The organism is Blattabacterium sp. (Nauphoeta cinerea), from assembly GCF_000471965.1.
Taxonomy (GTDB): domain Bacteria; phylum Bacteroidota; class Bacteroidia; order Flavobacteriales; family Blattabacteriaceae; genus Blattabacterium.
In genome coordinates this window covers 368855-389820 of record NC_022550.1, presented here as the reverse complement: position 1 = coordinate 389820, position 20966 = coordinate 368855, and the positions used below count along the sequence as shown (strand labels likewise).

Sequence of the window (20966 nt, the reverse complement as noted above, 5' to 3'; positions counted from 1 at the left end):
TATTTGTTTATTTTATTAATAAAAATTAAATGAAGAAAATAGTTTTTTATATTGTATTGAGCAGTATTATGAGTTCAGTAATGACTATTGCAGCATATAAACAATACGTTAAAGAAGAACCTTTCCCGTTTCCATACACATCATCTTCAGCAAAGACAAGGCTAACTTCTTCATCATTGGTTAGCTCCGCAGGTTTTCCTGATTTTACAAGAGTCGTGTCGAAAACGATACATGCAGTAGTCAATGTAAAAAATTATTCAAGAAAATATAATAATCAATTTGATCCATTTGATTTCTTTTTTGGATTTCCTGATGATTGGGAAAATAATAGAGATAGAGGAAGAAAACCTCAAAGAAATGATACCCCTGGACTTCACGGATCTGGAGTAATTATATCACCTGATGGATATATAGTCACTAACAATCATGTCATAAAAGATGCAGAAAAAATAGAAATATCTCTTAGTGACCAAAGAACTTATAAAGCAAAATTAATAGGAACAGATCCTAGTACTGATATTGCTTTATTAAAAATCAATGAAAAAAATCTACCTTTCATTTATTTTTCGGATTCTAATAAAGTGCAAGTGGGAGAATGGGTTTTAGCAATAGGAAATCCTTTTGATTTAAACTCTACTGTAACAGCAGGTATCATAAGTGCAAAAAATAGGAGTTTAGGGATATTAAGAGGAGAAACTCAATCAGCCATTGAATCTTTTTTTCAAACAGATGCAGCTGTAAATCCTGGAAATAGCGGAGGGGCTTTAATCAATACTAATGGGGAATTAATTGGAATTAATACAGCTATTTCTTCCGCTTCAGGAAATTTCATAGGATATAGTTTTGCAGCTCCTTCTAACTTGGTTGCCAAAGTTATTCAAGATATCAAAAAATATGGGACAGTGCAACGTGCATATTTAGGAGTGAGAGGCATGGATTTTTCTAAAACAGAATATTTAAAAGCTTATAATAAAGAAACACATCAAAATATAAAATCGCAACAGGGTTTTTTAATAGGAGAAGTGTTTGAGAAAAGTGGAGCGGCAGATGCCGGACTTAAAAAAGGAGACATCATAAAAAGTATAGATGGGAAACCTATACAAAATGTCGCCGATTTATCATTTATTGTGGGTACAAAATATCCAGGAGATAAAGTAAAAGTAAATATTATACGAAATAGACATAAAAAAACTTTCAATGTGATTTTGAAAGATTTACAAGGAAAAACTAAAATAAGAACCAAGAAAGAAATTACTCCATCTGAATTATTAGGTGCAATATTTGAGCCGCTTAGTCAAGAATCTAAAAAAGATTTTGGAATTGATTATGGGATTCTAATTAAAGAGATAATAACAGGTCGGTTAAGTTCTATAGGTTTAGAAGAAGGGGATATCATCTTATCTATTAATGGAGAAAAAATGAAAAAACCTAATGATGTTGATAGAGTTTTGAAAAAATACTCAGGAGATGTGACCATAAAATCTATTAAACCAAATGGACAAGTATATATAGTAGGATTTGAAATGAATTAATTAATTTTTTATACTTCTATTCCAATAAAATAACAACGTAATTGTTCCATAAATAATATTGGGAAGCCAAATTGCAAAACAAGAAGGAATATAATCTTTGTTAGAATATACTTTTGTAAGTTCTATAAAAAAAATATAAAAAAAAGCTAATGCCATTCCTATAATCATGTTATAAGCAACTTCTCCTTTTTTTCTTTTTGTAGATATGGATAACCCCAAAATAGTGAATATTAAAGTAGAAAAGGGTAAACTTGTTCTTTGGTAATATTCATTTAAATGTATATTTATATTTCTTCTATTTTTTTCTATATTGATGAATTTTTTTAATTCATCAATATTCATAGTCTCTGCTATATACTCCTCTGGTAAAAATTGTTCTGGGGTTAAAGGAAATTTTTTAATTTTATAATCTCCTATAATCAAAAAATCGTGATTTTTTTTAATTATGGTTTCTATGTAATTAAATAGAACATATATTTTATGTTTTTTATCCCAAAAAATATTTTTACATTTTAGAATGTATATTAATTTTTTTCCATTAAATTTTTGATATACACATTCTTTTCCTATATTTTTTTTTTTGAAAAATTTTTGATAAAAATATATCATTTTTTGAAATTTGAGTACTATCGTTTGGTTTTTTTCATATTTATTTTTGTATCTGGGACTATAGGTATTGATAATGAAATTTATTTTTTTTTTGTTAGCTATAGGTAAAAAATAATAATTTATTATTAAAGAGACGATTCCTATTACAATAGCTGATAGCAAGTAAGGAATTGTCAATCTCATAAAACTAATTCCACTTGATAAAATAGCTGTAATTTCTGAATTATGAGTTAATTTAGATGTAAAAAAAATAACAGACAGAAAAACGGAAATAGGAGAAAAAGTATTCATTAACCATATAGACCAAAAAGGATAATAAGATATTAAAGCCTCTTTAATTGATCCTTGATTATTTTCTAAACGATGCATCCGTTGAGAAACGTCTATAATAATGGATACAAATTGTATTGAAATAGTAATAAATATGAAAGTCACGATAAAATTACGAATAATATAACGATCAATTATTTTCATACTATAAGCGTTTTTGTAAAAAAGGAATTATCGATTTTTTCCAAGAAAAAAATTCGTTGTTCATTATATGAATTTTTGCTTCCTGAATAAGATGAAAGTAAAAAGAAAGATTATGAATTGAAGCTATTTCTTTCGCTAAACTATCTTTAGATAAAAAAAGATGTCTCAAATAAGATTTACTATACAATTGATCTACATAAGAATTTCCAAATTCATCTAAACAAGAATAATCTTTTTCCCATTTTTTATTTTTGATATTCATAATTCCTTTCCATGTAAATAGCATTCCATGACGCCCATTTCTTGTAGGTAAAACACAATCAAACATATCTACGCCAAGAGCAATTCCTTCTAAAATATCTACAGGATTTCCAACTCCCATTAAATATCTGGGTTTTTCCTTAGGCAAAATATCTGTTAATAAATCAGTCATATTATGTGTTTGCTCTTTTTCTTCTCCTAAACTTAATCCACCTATACCATATCCTTCCGTTTCTAACAACGATATCTCTTCTGCAGAATATTTTCTTAGATCGCTGTAAATACTTCCTTGTACAATAGGAAAAAAACCTTGTTTATAATCATATATTTCTGGATTATTTTTTAAATAAGAATAACATTTTTTTAACCAACGATGTGTTTTGGTTACGGATTTTTTAGCTTCTGCATGACTACAGGGAAAAGAAGGGCAATCATCAAAAGCCATAATAATGTCTCCACCTATAAAACGCTGAATTTTCATAGATTTCTCAGGAGAAAAAAAATGAAAAGATCCATTTATAATAGATTTAAATAGAACCCCATCTTCAGTAATTTTATTTAATTTTTTCATAGAAAAAATCTGAAATCCTCCACTATCTGTCAAGATAGATTGATTCCAATTCAAAAAAGAATGAATTCCTCCGGCTTTATGTAATACTTCAATACCGGGATGTAAATGTAGATGATAAGTATTTCCCAAAATGATTTTACAGATTTTATAAAGTTCATGTGTAGGAACAGATTTTACATAACCTTTTGAAGCGACTGGCATAAAAATAGGCGTTTCTATTTTCCCATGATCTGTTTCTAAAATTCCTATTCTTGCTTTAGAAGAGATATCTGTTTTAATTAAATTAAATTTCATTTAAAAAAAATTTTAAAATTTAAATGATATATGCACAATGCAACATATATTGTTTAGTTATAAAGCATAATTTCGCCTCCATACACCGATACCATGTATAAAAATGAATTTTAAATATCATCATAAACCAGTTTTGATCAAAGAAAGTATAGAAAATTTAATTACAGATCAAAATGGTATTTATGTCGATGCCACATTTGGAGGAGGAGGACATTCTTATGAACTTCTCAAAAAGTTAAATAAAAAAGCCACTTTGATAGCTTTGGATCAGGACAAGGAATCCATAAAAAAAAATTGGATTAAAGATAAACGTTTTCATCTATTTCACAATAATTTTATTCATATACGTGATATTTTGAATCAAAATCATATAAATAAAATATCAGGAATATTAGTGGATTTAGGTATTTCATCTTATCAAATAGACAATCCTATAAGAGGTTTTTCTAATCGATTCAATTGTATTTTAGATATGAGAATGAATCAAGAATCTTTTTATTCTGCTCAAAATGTTTTAAATGAATGCTCAAAAGAAAAGTTATTTCATATATTTTCTGAATATGGAGAATTTAAAAATGCAAAAAAAATTGTAAATAAAATATTAAAAAAACGTTTGAAAAAAAATATTACGACTACTTTGGATTTAATTCATATTTTTTTTATAAAAGGATCTTTTAAAAAAAGAAAAAGATTTTTTTCTAGACTTTTTCAGTCTATACGAATAGAGGTTAATAATGAAATAAATATTTTAAAAAATTTTTTACTAGAATCTTCTAAAATTCTTTTCCCAGAGGGAAGAATAGCTGTGATTTCATATCATTCAATAGAAGATAGAATCATTAAATATTTTTTTAAAAAGGGAATTATAATAAATAAAATAAATTTAACCCCCCTTCCATTTAGAATGATTCATAAAAAAGTAATTAAACCGAGTTATCAAGAAATTAGAAAAAATCCACGATCTAGAAGCGCTAGATTAAGAATTGCAGAGAAGATTTAAAAATAATGTTCTTCATGAAAAAGAATATACAATATATCCTAAAAGGAAAATTTTTAGTAAAAGAAGATGCTTATCGTAGTTGGAATTTTATTGTTTTTATTACAATCTTATCTTTAATTAGTATTACTAGTTCACATATGATGGATCGTAAAATTAGAAAAATAACTAAAATTAGTGAAGAAATAAAAGAATTGAAATCTGAATATGCAGATATACATAGTAAATGTATGAAAATGCAATTGGCCTCTTTTATAAAAAAAAATTAGTTAATGGATTAAAATATTTAGAATCTCCTCCATATGAATTAGTGATAGAAAATCAGACACAAGAAAATAAATAATGATAAATAATGAAACAAAAGAGATATATTTTATTATATAAATCTTATTTGATTGGTTTCCTATTTATATTTATTGCAGCATTAATTATTTTCAATTTATTTTATATCCAAAATTACTCAGAAGGATACAAAAAATATGTTATAGAAAAAACAATTAGAACCAATTTGATTAAGGCTAAACGTGGAAATATTTATGCAGCAGATAGTAGTATTTTAGCAATGTCTGTCATAAGATATGATATTCACATTGATTTTAGATCTATATCTGAAAAATTATTTCAAGAAAATGTTTATTCTTTATGTAATTCTTTGGAATCTTTATTCAAAAAACCAAAATTTTTTTTCTATAAAAAATTTCAATACGAAAAAAAAAAGGGAAACAGATATTTCTTATTAGCAAAAAATTTAGATTATCCACATTTTAAAATATTACGAAATTTTCCTATTTTCAATAAAGGCCAAATACGAGGTGGTTTTATTGTAGAAAAAAAATATGTAGAATTCATACATTGGAAAATATTGGAAAAAGAACATTAGGATATGATGATCATAGAGGAAAAGCAGGATTAGAAGGGGCTTTTAGCAAATATTTAAAAGGAAAAGATGGAAAAAGATTAGAACAACGTATTAGTTCTAAAATATGGAAACCATTGAAATCAGAAAACGATATTAATCCAGAAGATGGAAAAGACGTTTATTCCACTATAGATATATATTTACAAGACATAGCCTACCATACATTACTTCAAGAATTATCTGTTTCTCAAGCACATCATGGATGTGTAATTTTAATGGATGTAAAAAGTGGAGAAATTCCTGCTATGATCAATCTAGAAAAAACAAAAAAAAATACTTATGAAGATTTAAGAAATTTTGCAGTGTGGGAAGGAACCGAACCTGGATCTACTTTCAAAACGATGTCGATTCTTGCAGCTTTAGAAGATAAAAAAATAGATGTAGATATGATTGTAAACACCAAAGGTGGAATCATGAAATTAAAGGGAAAAAAAATACGCGATAGTCATTATAATGGATACGTTGAAATGAATCCAAAACAAATTTTAGAACTATCTTCAAATGTAGGTATAGCAAAAATTATTTACGAAAATTATAAAGAAAATCCGGAAAAATTCATAAAACATTTACAGAAATGGAAATTGGACAGAAAGATAGGAATTGATATTCCGGGAGAAAGTATGCCTTTTATTCCAAAACCTGGAAGTAAAAATTGGAGTAGTATTACCTTGCCATGGATGACTTTTGGATATAATATAAAATTAACTCCTTTACAAATACTTACTTTTTACAATGCTATCGCGAACCAAGGAAAAATGGTGAAACCTTTATTTATTCGAGAAATAAAATATCATGGAAAAAGCATAAAAAAATATACCAAACCTATTATTATGAATCCTTCTATAGCTAAAAAATATTCTTTAATTCAAGTCCAGAATATGTTGGAAGGAGTTGTAAAAAATGGAACAGCCAAAAAATATTATGATCCAGAATATCCTTATGCTGGAAAAACAGGAACAACACAGTTAAATTATTGGATAAAAGGGGAACCTTTATCTTACAATAGTTCTTTTGTAGGATATTTTCCTGCAAAAAATCCAAAATATTCTTGTATTGTAGTGATTTCAAAACCGGAAAAAGGATACTATGGAATTGAGGTCGCCGTTCCTGTATTCGATAAAATTGCTAAATCTATTTATCCAATAATAGGAAGAAAAATGTTTTTAAAAAAGAAAAAGAATCAGAAAAATTTACTAAATCAAATTATAGAATCAAAAGATTTTGTTATTGATAAATGGATAATGCCTAATGTAGTATCTATTCCTGGAAAAGAAATTATCCCTCTATTAGAGAATAGGGGTTTTCATATCCAATATGAAGGAATAGGAAAAGTAATCTATCAGTCTGTTCAACCAGGAAAAAAATTAAAAAAAAATCAGATTATATTTTTGAAATTAGAAGAATGAAAAAACTGTTAAAAAATGTTTTGGAAAAAGTACATGTGTTAAAAATAATAGGAATCAAAAATACTTCTAAATTTATAGAAGGAATTTCTGTCGATTCCAAAATCGTACAACCTAACATGATTTTTGTAGCCAGAAAAGGAAAAAAAACAGATGGACACAAATTTATTATGGATGCTATACAAAAAGGTGCTAATACTATTATTTGTGAAAATAAATTTTTTTCTATTCATAAACATGTTACTTATGTACTTGTTCCAGATTCTGTGGAGGCTTTAGGGATTATATCATCTAATTTTTATGATCATCCTACAAAAAAAATAAAATTGATAGGAATTACTGGAACAAATGGAAAAACTTCCGTAGCTACAATACTTCATCAATTATTTTCTAAAATGGGAGAAAAAAATATTCTTATTTCTACTATGTGTATAAAAATATTATCCAAAAAGTATCCTACGACACATACAACACCGAATATTATTGATATTAATAAATATTTAAATATTTCAATACAAAAAGGGTGTAAATACGCTTTTATGGAAGTCAGTTCACATGGAATAGATCAAAAAAGAATTGCAGGATTATTATTTAAAGGGGGAGTTTTTACTAATATTACACATGATCACTTAGATTATCACAAATCTTTTCGTCATTATTTGTCTATTAAAAGACTTTTTTTTAATAATTTATCTAAAAAAGCTTTTGCATTGGTAAACTCGGATGATGAAAATTCACATCAAATTATAAAAAAAACTTTAGCTAAAATTTATTTTTATGGAATAAAAAAAAAATCAGATTTTAAAATCAAAATTTTGAAAGAAAATATTGATGGAAATCAATTACTCATTGATGGTCATCAAATATTTAGTCATTTGATAGGAAGGTTTAATATATATAATTTATTGGCTGGCTATGCTACAGCTATTTTATTAGGAAAAAACAAAAATGACATTATTAAAAGTATAAAACATGTTAGCCCTATAAATGGACGTTTTGAGCGATTGGTATCTCATTCAGGTCTTCGTATTATTATAGATTATGCTCATAATCCAGATGGATTAAAATCTGTTTTAAATACTCTTAAAAGCATAAAAAAAGATGATGAAAAATTAATTTGTGTCATAGGTTGTGGGGGAAATAGAGATAGAAAAAAACGTTCTTTGATGGGAAAAATTGTTTATGAAACATGTGATATTCCTATTTTTACATCCGATAATCCTAGAGATGAGGATATAAATAAAATATTCAATGATATGAAAAATTTTAAATCATATCTAAAAAAAAAATATATTTTAACTTTTATGAAACGAGAAGAAGCTATTCAAACTGCAATTCAAATTGCCAAAAAAAAAGATATTATTCTAATAGCGGGAAAAGGACATGAAACTTTTCAAGAAATCAAAGGAGTACGTTATTCTTTTAATGATATGAAAATTGCTAAATATTTGTTAAAAACTTACGATAAGTAAGATGATTTATTTTTTTAAATACTTATTTTTTTTTAATATAAATTCTGTTTTTTATAGAGCCATTATATCTTTTTTTTTATCATTTTGTATAGCGCTGATTTTATATCAAAAAATTATATATTGGAATAGAAAAAATCATGTTATAGGAGAACAGATCCGAGATCTTGGACTTTTTGGTCAAAAAGAAAAAGAAGGGACCCCAACTATGGGGGGGGTTGTTATTATATTTTCTACGTTAATTCCTACAATATTTTTTTCTACATTAAATAATATGTATGTATTAATGTTGATAATGACTACATTGTATATAGGTTGTATTGGGTTTATAGATGATTATATTAAAATAAAACATAATAAAAAAGGACTTAGTATAATGGGAAAAGTATTCAGTCAAATTTTATTAGGAATTTTAATTGGAGTTACTATGTACTTTAATACAAGTATTTATTCTATTCAAAAACAAAAAATAGAATCAAAATATTCACATTTTTTTAAAGAGAAAGAATATGGGTTCAAGACAACTATTCCCATTTTTTCTACATATCATAATAATGAATTTAACTATGCTTATCTTTTGAGTTGGTATAATCAAAAATGGAAAAAATATACATGGGTTGTTTTTATTCCTATTGTTATAGGAATTATTACGTTTTTATCTAATGGAGCGAATTTAACTGATGGAATAGATGGATTAACAGCTGGAATTTCTTCTATTATTTTTGCTACCTTATCTTTATTATCTATTATTTCTAGTAATAAAATATATTCCTCTTATTTTCATTTTATATATATTCCTCATCTAGAAGAAATTATAATATTTTCTTTTTCTTTTTTAGGATCTTTAATAAGTTTTCTTTGGTATAATACTTATCCAGCTCAAATTTTTATGGGAGACACTGGAAGTTTAACTATAGGAGGAGTTATTGCGACATTAGCTATTATAAATAGAAAAGAATTAATATTGCCTATTTTATGTGGAATTTTTTTTGTAGAAAATATTTCTGTAATCATGCAAGTATTGTATTTTAGATATTCTAAAAAAAAATATGGGATAGGAAAAAGAATTTTTCTTATGGCACCTTTACATCATCATTTTCAAAAACTAGGATATCATGAAAATAAGATTTTCAATCGTTTTATTATCATACAAATGATGCTCTCTATGTTAGTGTTTATTTTATTAATTATATAAAAAATAAAAAACAAACAATGAAAAAAAAATTCATAATTGTATTAGGGGGAGGAGAAAGTGGAGTTGGAGCAGCTTTATTAGCTAAAAAAAATGGATTCAAAATATTTTTATCAGATTCTGGAATTATTCTAAATAAATACAAAAAAATTTTAATAGAAAATAAAATTCCTTTTGAAGAAAAAGGACATACAGATAATATGATTATTCAAAATGCTATTAAAGTGATAAAAAGTCCTGGAATTTCTAGAAATAATCCTTTAATAAAAAAAATCAATTTTTTAGGAATTCCTATACAATCCGAATTAGAGTTTGGAAAAAATTATTTAGAAAATTCTTATATCATCGGAATTACAGGAAGTAATGGAAAAACTACAACATGTTCCATTATTTACCAAATCCTTAAAAAAAAAGGAATAAATGTAGGAATAGCAGGAAATATAGGACGTAGTTTTTCTAAAGAAATCATAAAAAAAAAGATGTTTATATATGAAATGAGTAGTTTTCAATTAGATGATTGTTTCAATTTCCGTTCAAATATCGCAGTATTATTAAATATAACAAGAGATCACTTAAATAGATATGATTACAATATTGAGAATTACATTGATTCTAAATTTAGAATAGCGACTTTTCAAAAAAAAGAAGATATTTTTATTTATAATTATGACGATCCTATTATAAGAGAGGGTTTAAAAAAATACTACATTGAATCTCAATGTATTCCTTTTTCTATAAAGGAAGAATTACATATAGGCGCTTATATAAAAGATAAAAAAATATTTATTCGAAATCAAAAAAACAAAGAAATATATTTACTAAATGTAAAAAATATTCCTTTAACAGGAGATCATAATCTTTATAATATTATGGCTTCATCAATTATATCCGAAATATTAAACGTAAAAAAAGAATCAGTAATTTCCATACTATCAAAATTAAAATCGATAGAACATCGCATGGAAAAAATACGAAATATAAATGGAATACAATTTATTAATGATTCTAAAGCCACTAATGTAAATGCAGTTTTTTATGCATTAAAAAGTACAAATGCGCCTATCATATGGATAGCAGGAGGAGAAGATAAAGGAAACAATTATATAGAATTAATTCCTTTAGTGAAACAAAAAGTAAAAGCTATAATTTGTTTAGGAAAAAATAATAAAAAAATTACAAATTTTTTTAAAAATATCATTGATATTATTTTGGAAACAAATAATATGAAGAAAGCTGTTTATATGGCTTATATATTATCTTCCCATGGATATAATGTGTTATTTTCTCCTGCTTGTTCTAGTTTTGATCTTTTTAAAGATTATAAAGAAAGAGGAAACAAATTTAAACAAGAAGTAATAAAACTGAGTTTATGAAAATTTATAATAAAATAGACCTATTTTTAAATAAATATATAAAAGGAGATAGATATTTATGGGCTTTTATATCTTTGTTAGCTATATTTTCATTTTTGCCAGTTTATTCTGCTAGCACAAATTTAGTTTCTACATATGGAGGAACAAATACAGTATTTAGTTATTTATTAAAACATGCTCTTTTTTTGTTAGTCGGTTTTTTTATCCTGTTTTTCACTCAATTCATAGACTATAAATATTTTTACCGTATGTCTATTTTTTCCATGCCTATCGTATTTATTTTATTAATTTTAACGATAACTCAAAGAAAAGAATTGGATGGAGTGAATGCTTCTCGTTGGTTACATATTCCTATTATAAATATATCTTTTCAAACTTCCAATATCGCTGGATTAGTTCTTTTCATTTATTGTGCTAGATATTTAGCTAATAAAAAGAAAGAACGAATAAATTTCATAAATTCTTTTTTTCCTTTGTTGTTTCCAGTATTTTTTATTATTGGATTAATTTTCCCTGCGAATGGTTCTACTGCTGCTATTGTTTTTCTATCCGTTTTAATCTTACTTTTCATAGGGGGATATCCATTCACAAGTATCATAGGAGTTTTTTTAATGGGAATTTTATTTGCAGGAATATATATTTATTCTGTTATTAAATGGGGAAAACCTATGAATAGGGTTTATACATGGAAAAGCCGTATAGAAAAATTTTTGGATCATGAATCTGAAGAAAGTTATCAAATGAAACAATCTAAAACAGCTATAGTTTTAGGAAATAAATTGGGTCGTGGTCCTGGAAAAAGTGTTTTCAAGGCTTTTTTACCACAATCATCCTCAGATTTTATTTATTCTATTATAATCGAAGAATACGGATCTGTTGGAGGGGGAATACTTTTATTCATCTATATACTAATTCTAATCAGAATTATGATAATAGCTACGAAAGTACAAATTTATTTTTGTTCTTTATTGGTCATTGCTGTAGGTTATCCTATTATCAATCAAGCACTTATTAATATGGGAATAGCTGTTGGGTTATTTCCAGTTACAGGACAGACTTTGCCACTGATTAGTGCTGGAGGGACTTCTATGTGGGTCACTTTCTTTAGTTTTGGCATTATATTAAGTGTCAGTAGAATAATATATAAGGATTATACGGATCAAATGATAATTCATAATGAATCACATTAATCATAACATTTCACCTAAAATAATTATTGGAAGTGGAGGGACCGGAGGACATATATATCCAGGAATAGCTATTGCTAATGAACTTAAAAAAAAATTCCAAAAATTGATATTTTGTTTATTGGATCTAAAAATCACATGGAAATGCGAGAAATCCCCAGATTGGGGTATTCCATTGAAGAAATTTGTATTTCAGGTGGAAGAAACAAATTTCTTTCTATGTCAGGTGGGATTATGTCTATACAACTAATATATAGTTTATTTTTAGCTAACAGAATTATTAAAAAGTTTTCTCCAGATATAGTTATTGGAACAGGTGGATTTGTCAGTTTTCCTACTTTATATGCTGCCAAAAAAAATAAAATACCTATCTTGATTCAAGAACAAAATTCTTTTCCTGGATTGACCAATAGAATATTTTCTCGTTATGCAAATAAGATATGCATTGCTTATGAACAAGCCAAAAAGTACTTTCCAAAGGACAAAACGATTGTAACCGGAAATCCAGTCAGATCTGAAATTTTACAATTACCTAGTAAAGAAGAAGCTTGTATTCATTTAGGATTAAAAATCACAAAACCTATTATTTTATCTATAGGAGGAAGTCAAGGATCCAATAGTATGAATAATGCTTGGATAAAAGGATTAAAAAAGATAATAGAATGGGATATGCAACTTATTTGGCAAGTAGGAAAATTAGATTTTCATAAAATAAAAAAAGATAAAATGCCTCATCATTCGAATATTATTTTCATGGAATTTATTGAAAATATACCTGCATATTATGCAGCTGCAGACATCATTGTATCTAGAGCTGGAGCTTTAACTATATCAGAAATATGTTTAATAGGAAAACCATCTATCTTGATTCCTTTTCCTGGTTCCTCAAATGATCATCAAAATAAAAATGCGAAAATATTAGAAGAAAAAAAAGCGGCTTTAATTATAAAAAATGAGGAAATAGAGCAAAAACTAGTGAATTCTGTTATACAATTAGTGAATGATCACAATATGAAAGAAAAAATGAGAATAAACATATTAAAATTAGGGAAACCTAAAGCGACAAACGATATTATAAACGAGATTTTACAAATTATTTTATGAATTTAAACCAAATTGATTCTTTTTATTTTATAGGAATAGGAGGAATCGGGATGAGTTCTTTGGCTAGATATTTTCATACTATGGGGAAAACTGTTTCTGGTCATGATAAGAATAAAACTTTTTTGACAAAAGAATTAGAAAAAGAAGGAATATCCATCAATTATTATGATAATATTAAAACATTACCTAAGTGGGTATTATCTAAACAATGTTTGATTGTATATACTTCAGCTATTCCTAGTCATCATAAACAATGGATGTATTTAAGAAAATATGGAAAAAATATAAAAAAACGCTCTCAAGTATTATCTTTAATTACAGAAAACGCTATTTGCATCGCCATAGGAGGAACACATGGAAAAACAACTACTTGTACCTTGTTAGGACACATTTTATATAGTGTAGGAATGAATGTTACTGCTTTTTTAGGAGGAATATCTGAAAATTATCAATCGAATTTAATCTTGAATAGAATATTAAATAGAAAAAAAATTTTTTTGGTAGAAGCCGATGAATTTGACCATTCTTTTTTATACTTATCTCCTAATATAGCATGTATCACCTCTTTAGACCAAGACCATGTCGATACTTATCCCAAAAAAGAATCTTTGAAAAAGGCTTATATAACTTTTGCAAAAAAAATAAAAAAACCATATAAAAAAATATTTCTTTGTCAAGAAGAATCTTTTCAATCTGATCACGCTATATATTATTCTGTATTGAAAAAAGAAAATTATTATTCCAATCATCTTTATATGAAAGAAAATAAATGGTATTTTGATTTTCATACTCCTATCAAAACATGGAAATCTTTACCTTTGCCCATTCCAGGTCAACATAATTTAAAAAACATTACTGCCGCATTGGCTATATCTGATTATTTAAAAATTCCTGAAGAAGAAATTAGGAAAGCTTTATTTTTATTTAAAGGGATCAAAAGAAGATATTCTATTCATTATCAATCTTCCCAAAAAATATATATAGATGATTATGCACATCATCCTACAGAAATCAATGCTTTAATCGATACTGTAAGGGAATGTTTTCCAAATAAAAAAATATTGGGTATTTTTCAACCTCATTTATTTAGTAGAACTAAATTTTTTGAAGAATCTTTTGCAAAAAGTTTAGAACGTCTTGATACTTTAATTTTATTAGATATTTATCCAGCTAGAGAATTTCCAATAAATGGTATTAATTCTAGTAATCTATTAAAAAAAATTAAAATGAGTTCTAAAGAAATATCTATTATGTCCAAAGTTTTAGAAAAGGTTAAAAAAAAATGTTTTGATATTATTTTGACAATAGGTGCTGGGGATATAGACACCTTAATTCTTCCTATTAAAGAATGGTTGTGGAAACGATATGGAAAAATAAATGAAAAATAATAAAACATTTTTTATTTTATTATTATATATAATTTGTATGATCCCGTTTTTTTATTTTTCTCAAAAAACGCATAAAAATAGAATTATAAAAAAATTTAATATTGTTATTGATCCCTTATCTGAAAATCATTTTATAAATGAAGAAATTGTTAAAAAGATTCTGTTTTCTAAAACAAAAGAAATTGATAAAAAAATTGGTCAATTATGTATATTAAGAATGGAAAAAAAATTAAATAATTATCCTTTTATAAAAAAATCTGAAGTGTTTCTTAGTGTAGATGGGACTCTAAATATTATAATTTTGCAAAAAGAACCCATATTAAGAATCAAGAATGGAAATAAAGAATATTATCTTACCAAAGATGCGGAAAATTTAGAACTTTCTTCTTTTTTTTCCCCAAAAGTTATATTGGCAAAAGGGTCTTTTTCAAAAGAAGAAAAAAAACATTTAACAAATTTAATAAAATTTATAAACTCTGATGAGTTATTGAAAAACCAAATTATTAGCATCAAAAAAAATAACGAAAATTCATTTATTTTAATCCCAAAAATCGGAAATCATCATATTATATTAGGAAATATAAAGGATTTTAAAAATAAATTGAATAAATTAAGAGCATTTTATAAGCAGTACCTAAATAAAATAGATATTGATCAATACAAAAAGATTGATTTACAATATAAAGACCAAGTAGTCGCAAAAAAAAGATAAGTCTATGGAATATCAAGATATAGCTATAGGTCTTGATGTGGGAACCACGAAGATTGTAGCTATGGTAGGAAGGAGAAATGAATATAATAAGATTGAGATCTTAGGCATAGGGAGATCTAAAAGTGTAGGTGTGCATAGAGGAGTTGTAAATAATATAACTCAAACAATTGAAGCTATTCGTGAAGCCGTATCGGAAGCCGAGCATAGTTCTGGATTAAAAATAAAAGAAGTTATTGTTGGAATAGCAGGACAACATATTAGAAGTTTACAACATAATGATTATATTACTAGATCAGATTTTGAAAATGTCATTAGTCAAAAAGATATACAAAAATTAATAGATCAAGTTTATAAAATGGTTATGCAACCAGGAGAAGAAATTATTCATGTACTTCCACAAGAATATAAAGTTGATAGTCAAGCAGAAATAGGAGAACCTATAGGAATGTATGGAAGCCGTTTAGAAGCGAATTTTTATGTAGTAGTAGGACAAATATCTTCGATACGAAATATTGGAAGATGTGTAAAAGCTGCAGGATTGAATTTAGCGGATATGACTTTAGAACCTTTAGCTTCTGCTGAAGCTGTATTAAGTACCGAAGAAAGAGAAGCAGGAGTGGCTTTAGTGGATATAGGAGGGGGTACTACAGATATTGCTATATTTAAAGACAATATTATTCGTCATACTGCCGTGATCCCTTTTGGAGGAAATGTCATAACTGAAAATATAAAAACAGATTGTCTGATTATTGAACGGCAAGCAGAATTATTGAAAATAAAATTTGGATCTGCATGGCCAGGAGAAAATAAGGAGACAGAAATTGTTTGTCTCCCTGGATTAAGAGGTCGTGATCCTAAAGAAATTTCTTTAAAACACCTTTCCCAAATTATTCATATACGAGTATGTGAAATTTTGGAACAAGTAAATGTGGAAATAAAAAATTATGGAAATGAAGAACAAAAGAAAAGACTTATTGCAGGGGTAGTTATGACAGGGGGAGGTTCTCAACTTCAACATATTCGTCCGTTAACAGAATATATTACTGGAATGGATGTTCGTATAGGTTATTCTAATGAACATATTGCAGGAGGAGAAAATGGGATTATAAGCAATCCAGAATACGCTACGTCTATAGGATTAGTAATAAAAGGACTTGATTATAAAAAAAAATATCTTTGTAAAAACACAGATCTAGGACATAGATATGATGAAAAATCTGAGTTTATTTCTACAAAATTTTATAATAAAAATCGTAGATTAAATTATGATGAAGATCATAAAAATAAAAAAATAAAAAAAATCAAAATCTTTTCTTGAAATTTGGGCCGATAAGTTCCGTCAAATATTGAATGATACAGAATAATAAATCATGAAATGAAAAAAGAAGATTTTATAAAAAAAGAAAACGATAAATTGGAATTAACAAAAAATCGTTCAGCTTCCATAAAAGTAATTGGAGTCGGAGGAGGAGGAAGTAATGCTTTAAGTCATATGTTTGAACAAGGAATTAATGGTGTAGATTTTATAGCATGTAATACAGATGCACAAGCATTAAATAATAATCCAGTTCCTATAAAAATTCAATTGGGTGCTTCTATTACAGAAGGACTTGGTGCAGGAGCCGATCCAGAAGTAGGAGAAAAAGCTGCATTAGAAAGTTTGGAGGAAATAAAAAGTATTTTAGATTCTAACACAAAAATGACTTTTATTACAGCAGGAATGGGTGGAGGTACGGGAACTGGTGCAGCTCCAATTATTGCAGGAATTTCTAAAGAAAAGGGAATTTTAACTGTAGGGATCGTTACAATTCCATTTCATTTTGAAGGAAAAATGAGATTACAACAAGCTCAAAAAGGAATAGAAGCATTAAGAAAAAATGTAGATTCTCTCATTGTTATTAATAATGATAAATTGAGAGAATTATATGGTAATTTAGGATTTAAAGCCGGTTTTTCAAAAGCAGATGAAGTTTTAACTACTGCTGCTAAGGGGATTGCTGAAGTCATTACTCATCATTATAAACAAAATATAGATTTAAGAGATACAAGAACTGTTCTTAAAGAAAGTGGAACAGCTGTTATGGGGTCTTCCATTGCTGTTGGAGAGAATCGAGCGAAGGAAGCTGTAGTCCAAGCTTTAGATTCTCCATTATTGAATGATAATAAAATTACAGGAGCCAAGAATGTTCTTCTTCTTATCGTTTCAGGAAAAATAGAAATTACTATAGATGAAATAGGAATTATTAGTGATTATATTCAAACTGAAGCAGGAAATAATGCCAATATTATTATGGGGATCGGAGAAGACGAAAGCTTGGAAGAAGCCATTTCCGTCACTATAGTAGCGACCGGGTTTCCTACGGAAATACAGCGTGCGATTAATCACGAAGAAAAAAAAATATTTCATAAGTTAGAAGAACCTTATGAACAAAGGTTAAATAAAATGGGAGAAATTCATTCTTACTCAAAACGAATTGATCCTTATTTTTCAAAAATCGATTCACAATCAAGTCATTCAAGTCATTTAGATTATAAAAGTAAAAAAAATGACTTTTCATCGAATCAAAAACAAAATATTTTTGATCAGTCTATAAATTCAAATTTTTTTATAGAAAAAAAACATAAAAAATATATGCTAGAAGATAATTTTGATCTTCCTATCTCATACAATGAAAATGAAAAAATATTAAAAAATCGTATTCATAAAAAAGAAAATAATACAAATCAAGAGTTGAATTGATGACTCCTAATATACCAAAAGGGACCAGAGATTTTTCATCCGTTGAGATGAATAAACGAAATTATTTAATTCAAACGATTCGAAAACAATTTGAACTTTTTGGTTTCAATCCAATAGAAACTCCTTCTATTGAAAATATTTATACTATTATTGGTAAATATGGAGAAGAAGGAGATTCCTTAATATTTAAATTGTTACATTCAGGCAATTTTTTAAAAAAAAGAATTTTAGATTTTTTAAAAGAAATTAAGAATGATAAAAAAACAGTAAACATTGCAAAATATTTTATTGAAAATATATCGAATAAAGCTCTTAGATATGATTTAACGATTCCTTTTGTTCGTTATGTAGTAATGCATAAAAATGAAATCGTTTTTCCTTTTAAAAGATATCAGATACAACCTGTATGGCGTGCAGACAAACCTCAAAAAGGAAGATTTAGAGAATTTTATCAATGTGATGCAGATATGATGTCATTTTCTTGTTCTTTATGGGAAGAAATAGAATTAATTCAACTTTGTGACGAAATTTTTACTAAATTGAATTTTCCTATCATTCTTTATATTAATCATAGAGATATCCTAGGAGGATTAGTTGAAATAGCTGGGATAGAAGATCATTTATGGAAAGACTTTACTACATCTTTAGATAAATGGAATAAAATTGGACGAGATTTAGTAAAAAAAGAAATGCTTAACAAAGGGATTTCATCTCAATCATTTGATAAAGTGGCGGATTTTATCGATATGAAAGAAAATTTCTATAATAAAGAAAAACATTTGACTATCGCCTTACAAAATTCTGAAAAAGGGAAAAAAGGCCTACGAGATTTAAATTTTATTTATAACAATATAAAAAATATTTCTTTACAAAAGACAAAATTGGAATGGAATCTTTCTTTATCCAGAGGTATGAATTATTATACAGGTACAATATTAGAAATTGTTCCATTCAACAATAGAAATTCTATTTCTATTGGAGGAGGAGGAAGATATGATCAATTAGCTAATTCATTTGGAATGAATAATACTTATGGAGTTGGCGTTTCTTTGGGATTGGACAGAATTTATTTAGAAATGGAGAGAGAAAATTTATTTCAAACAGTTTATAATTATCCTTCAAAAGTTTTGTTTATTCATTTTGGAAATGAAGAGGTTTTGTATGCATACAAAATAATCAAATTTTTGAGAGAAAAAGGAATTTCTACTCAGTTATATCCTAATGCAGATAAAATAGGAAAACAATTTAGATATGCTAATGATAACAATATTCCGTTTGCTATTAGCATAGGAAAAAATGAAATCAATAAAAACAAAATTAAAATGAAAGATATTCAAAAAAAAACAGAAAAAGAATACGATAACATTAACGATGTTGTGGAATCCATTCACGAAAAAATTATGAAAAAATTTGATTAAGTGCTTTTTTTTTCCAAATAAAAAATCCTATTATAGCCAATAGGACAAGGACAATAAATAAAATTCCTGTCAATATAAAACCCTTAAAAAAATAAAGAGGAACGGAAATTACGTTTCCTACCATCCAAAATATCCAATTTTCTACTTTTCTCATGGCCATTTGATACATACCAGAAAAATAAATCCCCGTTGTCAGTACATCTATCCAATCAGAATGATATTTAAGTTTTCCATAAAAAAGATAAATCATCATACTGAAAACACAAGTGAATAAAAACAAAATAAAAGTATAGAAATAATCTTTTTTATTACAAAAAGTGATAGGGGTTTCTTTATTCTTCTCTTTCTTATATATCCATGTATACCATCCATAAAAACTCATTAACGTGTAATACAAGTTTATAATAAAATCTCCATAAAGAGAAATCTCAAAAGTTAAATAACTATATATAATAGTGCTGATTATCCCTATTGGATATACCCATACATTATTTTTTTGAGCACAAAAAACACTAGATATTGTAAATACTACAGCCGTAAATTCTAAAATTGTATGATAATAACTATTATGATAATAAGGAGATAAAAGAATATCTATCCAATCATTCATATTATTTGTCTATAATATAAACTAAGTAATGTTCTTCTATTTTTCTATAGAAAGCATAAAATCGTTTACTATAGGAATTTTTTATAATCCAACATGATACACAAGAATCCTTTTTAAGAGGAATAGAAAAAGGAGAAACTTTATAATGATCTAAAAAACTATAAAAAATACCACCTTCTAGTTTATATAAACTTTCTTTAATTCCCCATATAATATACAAATAATCTTCTTCATAATTTGGATGAATAAAAATAGATTCATCATCCCTAATAAATTTTTTCTTTATTTTCATTATTTTTTTATCTTTTCGTAATTTTTCTATGTCTATTCCTATCTGATAAGAACTTATAGCTACGGCTATTTTTTCAAAAGAATGACTTAAAGAAATATATTTTTCTTCAGGAAAAAGAAAAGGTTTTCTTTTTTTATTATAAATAATATTCATTTTTATGCCTATATATCTCAAAGCATAACGGATCCCTAAAAATTCTATTTTTCGTTTTTTTGACAGGGATAAAAAAAACATCTTTTCTTTATCTGAAAGAAAAAGTTTTTTAAAAAACATAGTTTCTAAAAAAATAAAATTTTTCCATTTAAAAACTATGATTGTTGTATGATAGTGATAGGTATATAAATTCATTCTATTTTTTTATAATCTATTTAAATCTAGCTATTTTTTTTGTACTATTGTGAAATAGGTATATATGTAATGT

At 26.4% G+C, this 20966-nt stretch carries 20 protein-coding genes; 16 read left to right on the top strand and 4 right to left on the bottom strand.

What is annotated here, in order from left to right; all coding sequences use genetic code 11:
• Nucleotides 1-29 precede the first annotated feature (29 nt).
• On the top strand, nt 30-1532 hold the full coding sequence (locus K645_RS01935) for a Do family serine endopeptidase (RefSeq protein ID WP_022565198.1): 1503 nt from the start codon (nt 30-32) through the stop codon (nt 1530-1532).
• On the opposite strand, the gene K645_RS01930 is transcribed toward K645_RS01935, so the two are convergent.
• Together K645_RS01930 and tgt are read right to left on the bottom strand one after the other, a co-directional pair.
• Nucleotides 1533-2615, bottom strand: coding sequence for an LptF/LptG family permease (locus tag K645_RS01930; RefSeq protein WP_022565197.1), 1083 nt, complete (start codon nt 2613-2615; stop codon nt 1533-1535). It abuts the gene before it with no gap.
• Nucleotide 2616: 1 nt separating this feature from the next.
• On the bottom strand, nt 2617-3741 hold the full coding sequence (gene tgt / locus K645_RS01925; RefSeq protein WP_022565196.1) for a tRNA guanosine(34) transglycosylase Tgt: 1125 nt from the start codon (nt 3739-3741) through the stop codon (nt 2617-2619).
• A gap of 103 nt (nt 3742-3844) precedes the next feature.
• Here tgt and rsmH point away from each other — a divergent pair, with 103 nt between their 5' ends.
• The 15 genes from rsmH to hisS all read left to right on the top strand — a co-directional run bounded on the left by rsmH (nt 3845) and on the right by hisS (nt 19643).
• Nucleotides 3845-4741, top strand: a complete 897-nt coding sequence (gene rsmH, locus K645_RS01920; RefSeq protein WP_022565195.1) for a 16S rRNA (cytosine(1402)-N(4))-methyltransferase RsmH — start codon at nt 3845-3847, stop codon at nt 4739-4741.
• 14 nt (nt 4742-4755) lie between these two features.
• Nucleotides 4756-5007 carry an FtsL-like putative cell division protein gene (locus K645_RS01915; protein WP_235043308.1) on the top strand — a complete coding sequence of 84 codons (252 nt, stop codon included), beginning with the start codon at nt 4756-4758 and terminating at the stop codon, nt 5005-5007.
• 83 nt (nt 5008-5090) lie between these two features.
• Nucleotides 5091-5618 carry a peptidoglycan glycosyltransferase gene (locus K645_RS03210; protein ID WP_022565193.1) on the top strand — a complete coding sequence of 176 codons (528 nt, stop codon included), beginning with the start codon at nt 5091-5093 and terminating at the stop codon, nt 5616-5618.
• Complete coding sequence (locus tag K645_RS01910; RefSeq protein ID WP_022565192.1) at nt 5591-7063, top strand: penicillin-binding protein; 1473 nt, start codon at nt 5591-5593, stop codon at nt 7061-7063. The genes K645_RS03210 and K645_RS01910 overlap by 28 nt, the downstream gene beginning before the upstream one ends.
• Nucleotides 7060-8532 (top strand): UDP-N-acetylmuramoyl-L-alanyl-D-glutamate--2,6-diaminopimelate ligase, encoded by a 1473-nt coding sequence (locus tag K645_RS01905; RefSeq protein ID WP_022565191.1) that lies wholly within the window; start codon nt 7060-7062, stop codon nt 8530-8532. Before K645_RS01910 ends, K645_RS01905 begins: the two co-directional genes overlap by 4 nt.
• Nucleotide 8533: 1 nt before the next feature.
• The gene (gene mraY / locus K645_RS01900) at nt 8534-9724 is read left to right on the top strand and encodes a phospho-N-acetylmuramoyl-pentapeptide-transferase (RefSeq protein WP_022565190.1); all 1191 of its coding nucleotides are present in this window, start codon (nt 8534-8536) and stop codon (nt 9722-9724) included.
• A 17-nt stretch (nt 9725-9741) separates the two neighbouring features.
• Nucleotides 9742-11094 carry a UDP-N-acetylmuramoyl-L-alanine--D-glutamate ligase gene (murD, locus tag K645_RS01895; RefSeq protein WP_022565189.1) on the top strand — a complete coding sequence of 451 codons (1353 nt, stop codon included), beginning with the start codon at nt 9742-9744 and terminating at the stop codon, nt 11092-11094.
• Complete coding sequence (locus K645_RS01890; protein WP_022565188.1) at nt 11091-12284, top strand: FtsW/RodA/SpoVE family cell cycle protein; 1194 nt, start codon at nt 11091-11093, stop codon at nt 12282-12284. Before murD ends, K645_RS01890 begins: the two co-directional genes overlap by 4 nt.
• Nucleotides 12271-12531, top strand: a complete 261-nt coding sequence (locus K645_RS03225; RefSeq protein ID WP_369750519.1) for a glycosyltransferase — start codon at nt 12271-12273, stop codon at nt 12529-12531. Before K645_RS01890 ends, K645_RS03225 begins: the two co-directional genes overlap by 14 nt.
• Complete coding sequence (gene murG, locus K645_RS01885; RefSeq protein ID WP_255345046.1) at nt 12420-13385, top strand: undecaprenyldiphospho-muramoylpentapeptide beta-N-acetylglucosaminyltransferase; 966 nt, start codon at nt 12420-12422, stop codon at nt 13383-13385. Before K645_RS03225 ends, murG begins: the two co-directional genes overlap by 112 nt.
• A complete protein-coding gene (murC, locus tag K645_RS01880; RefSeq protein ID WP_022565186.1) occupies nt 13382-14773 on the top strand; it encodes a UDP-N-acetylmuramate--L-alanine ligase in 1392 nt (463 codons plus the stop codon). The genes murG and murC overlap by 4 nt, the downstream gene beginning before the upstream one ends.
• Nucleotides 14774-14810: 37 nt before the next feature.
• Nucleotides 14811-15485: a cell division protein FtsQ/DivIB gene (locus K645_RS01875; RefSeq protein WP_235043307.1), complete on the top strand. Its 675-nt coding sequence runs from the start codon at nt 14811-14813 to the stop codon at nt 15483-15485.
• 4 nt (nt 15486-15489) lie between these two features.
• Entirely contained in the window at nt 15490-16803 is a 1314-nt protein-coding gene (gene ftsA, locus K645_RS01870) for a cell division protein FtsA (protein ID WP_022565184.1), read from the top strand.
• 57 nt (nt 16804-16860) lie between these two features.
• Entirely contained in the window at nt 16861-18225 is a 1365-nt protein-coding gene (ftsZ, locus tag K645_RS01865) for a cell division protein FtsZ (protein ID WP_022565183.1), read from the top strand.
• Nucleotides 18225-19643, top strand: coding sequence for a histidine--tRNA ligase (hisS, locus tag K645_RS01860; protein ID WP_041936014.1), 1419 nt, complete (start codon nt 18225-18227; stop codon nt 19641-19643). Before ftsZ ends, hisS begins: the two co-directional genes overlap by 1 nt.
• Here the strand turns inward: hisS and pnuC are convergent.
• Complete coding sequence (gene pnuC, locus K645_RS01855; RefSeq protein WP_022565181.1) at nt 19624-20253, bottom strand: nicotinamide riboside transporter PnuC; 630 nt, start codon at nt 20251-20253, stop codon at nt 19624-19626. The genes hisS and pnuC overlap by 20 nt on opposite strands.
• A 1-nt stretch (nt 20254) precedes the next feature.
• On the bottom strand, nt 20255-20893 hold the full coding sequence (locus K645_RS01850) for a 4'-phosphopantetheinyl transferase superfamily protein (RefSeq protein WP_022565180.1): 639 nt from the start codon (nt 20891-20893) through the stop codon (nt 20255-20257).
• Nucleotides 20894-20966: the final 73 nt, after the last annotated feature.

Coding starts and splice junctions, on each gene's coding strand:
- K645_RS01935 (WP_022565198.1), top strand. CDS start 30: ATGAAGAAAATAGTTTTTTATATTGTATTGAGCAGTATTATGAGTTCA.
- K645_RS01930 (WP_022565197.1), bottom strand. CDS start 2,615: ATGAAAATAATTGATCGTTATATTATTCGTAATTTTATCGTGACTTTC.
- tgt (WP_022565196.1), bottom strand. CDS start 3,741: ATGAAATTTAATTTAATTAAAACAGATATCTCTTCTAAAGCAAGAATA.
- rsmH (WP_022565195.1), top strand. CDS start 3,845: ATGAATTTTAAATATCATCATAAACCAGTTTTGATCAAAGAAAGTATA.
- K645_RS01915 (WP_235043308.1), top strand. CDS start 4,756: ATGAAAAAGAATATACAATATATCCTAAAAGGAAAATTTTTAGTAAAA.
- K645_RS03210 (WP_022565193.1), top strand. CDS start 5,091: ATGAAACAAAAGAGATATATTTTATTATATAAATCTTATTTGATTGGT.
- K645_RS01905 (WP_022565191.1), top strand. CDS start 7,060: ATGAAAAAACTGTTAAAAAATGTTTTGGAAAAAGTACATGTGTTAAAA.
- mraY (WP_022565190.1), top strand. CDS start 8,534: ATGATTTATTTTTTTAAATACTTATTTTTTTTTAATATAAATTCTGTT.
- murD (WP_022565189.1), top strand. CDS start 9,742: ATGAAAAAAAAATTCATAATTGTATTAGGGGGAGGAGAAAGTGGAGTT.
- K645_RS01890 (WP_022565188.1), top strand. CDS start 11,091: ATGAAAATTTATAATAAAATAGACCTATTTTTAAATAAATATATAAAA.
- K645_RS03225 (WP_369750519.1), top strand. CDS start 12,271: ATGAATCACATTAATCATAACATTTCACCTAAAATAATTATTGGAAGT.
- murG (WP_255345046.1), top strand. CDS start 12,420: ATGGAAATGCGAGAAATCCCCAGATTGGGGTATTCCATTGAAGAAATT.
- murC (WP_022565186.1), top strand. CDS start 13,382: ATGAATTTAAACCAAATTGATTCTTTTTATTTTATAGGAATAGGAGGA.
- K645_RS01875 (WP_235043307.1), top strand. CDS start 14,811: ATGATCCCGTTTTTTTATTTTTCTCAAAAAACGCATAAAAATAGAATT.
- ftsA (WP_022565184.1), top strand. CDS start 15,490: ATGGAATATCAAGATATAGCTATAGGTCTTGATGTGGGAACCACGAAG.
- ftsZ (WP_022565183.1), top strand. CDS start 16,861: ATGAAAAAAGAAGATTTTATAAAAAAAGAAAACGATAAATTGGAATTA.
- hisS (WP_041936014.1), top strand. CDS start 18,225: ATGACTCCTAATATACCAAAAGGGACCAGAGATTTTTCATCCGTTGAG.
- pnuC (WP_022565181.1), bottom strand. CDS start 20,253: ATGAATGATTGGATAGATATTCTTTTATCTCCTTATTATCATAATAGT.
- K645_RS01850 (WP_022565180.1), bottom strand. CDS start 20,893: ATGAATTTATATACCTATCACTATCATACAACAATCATAGTTTTTAAA.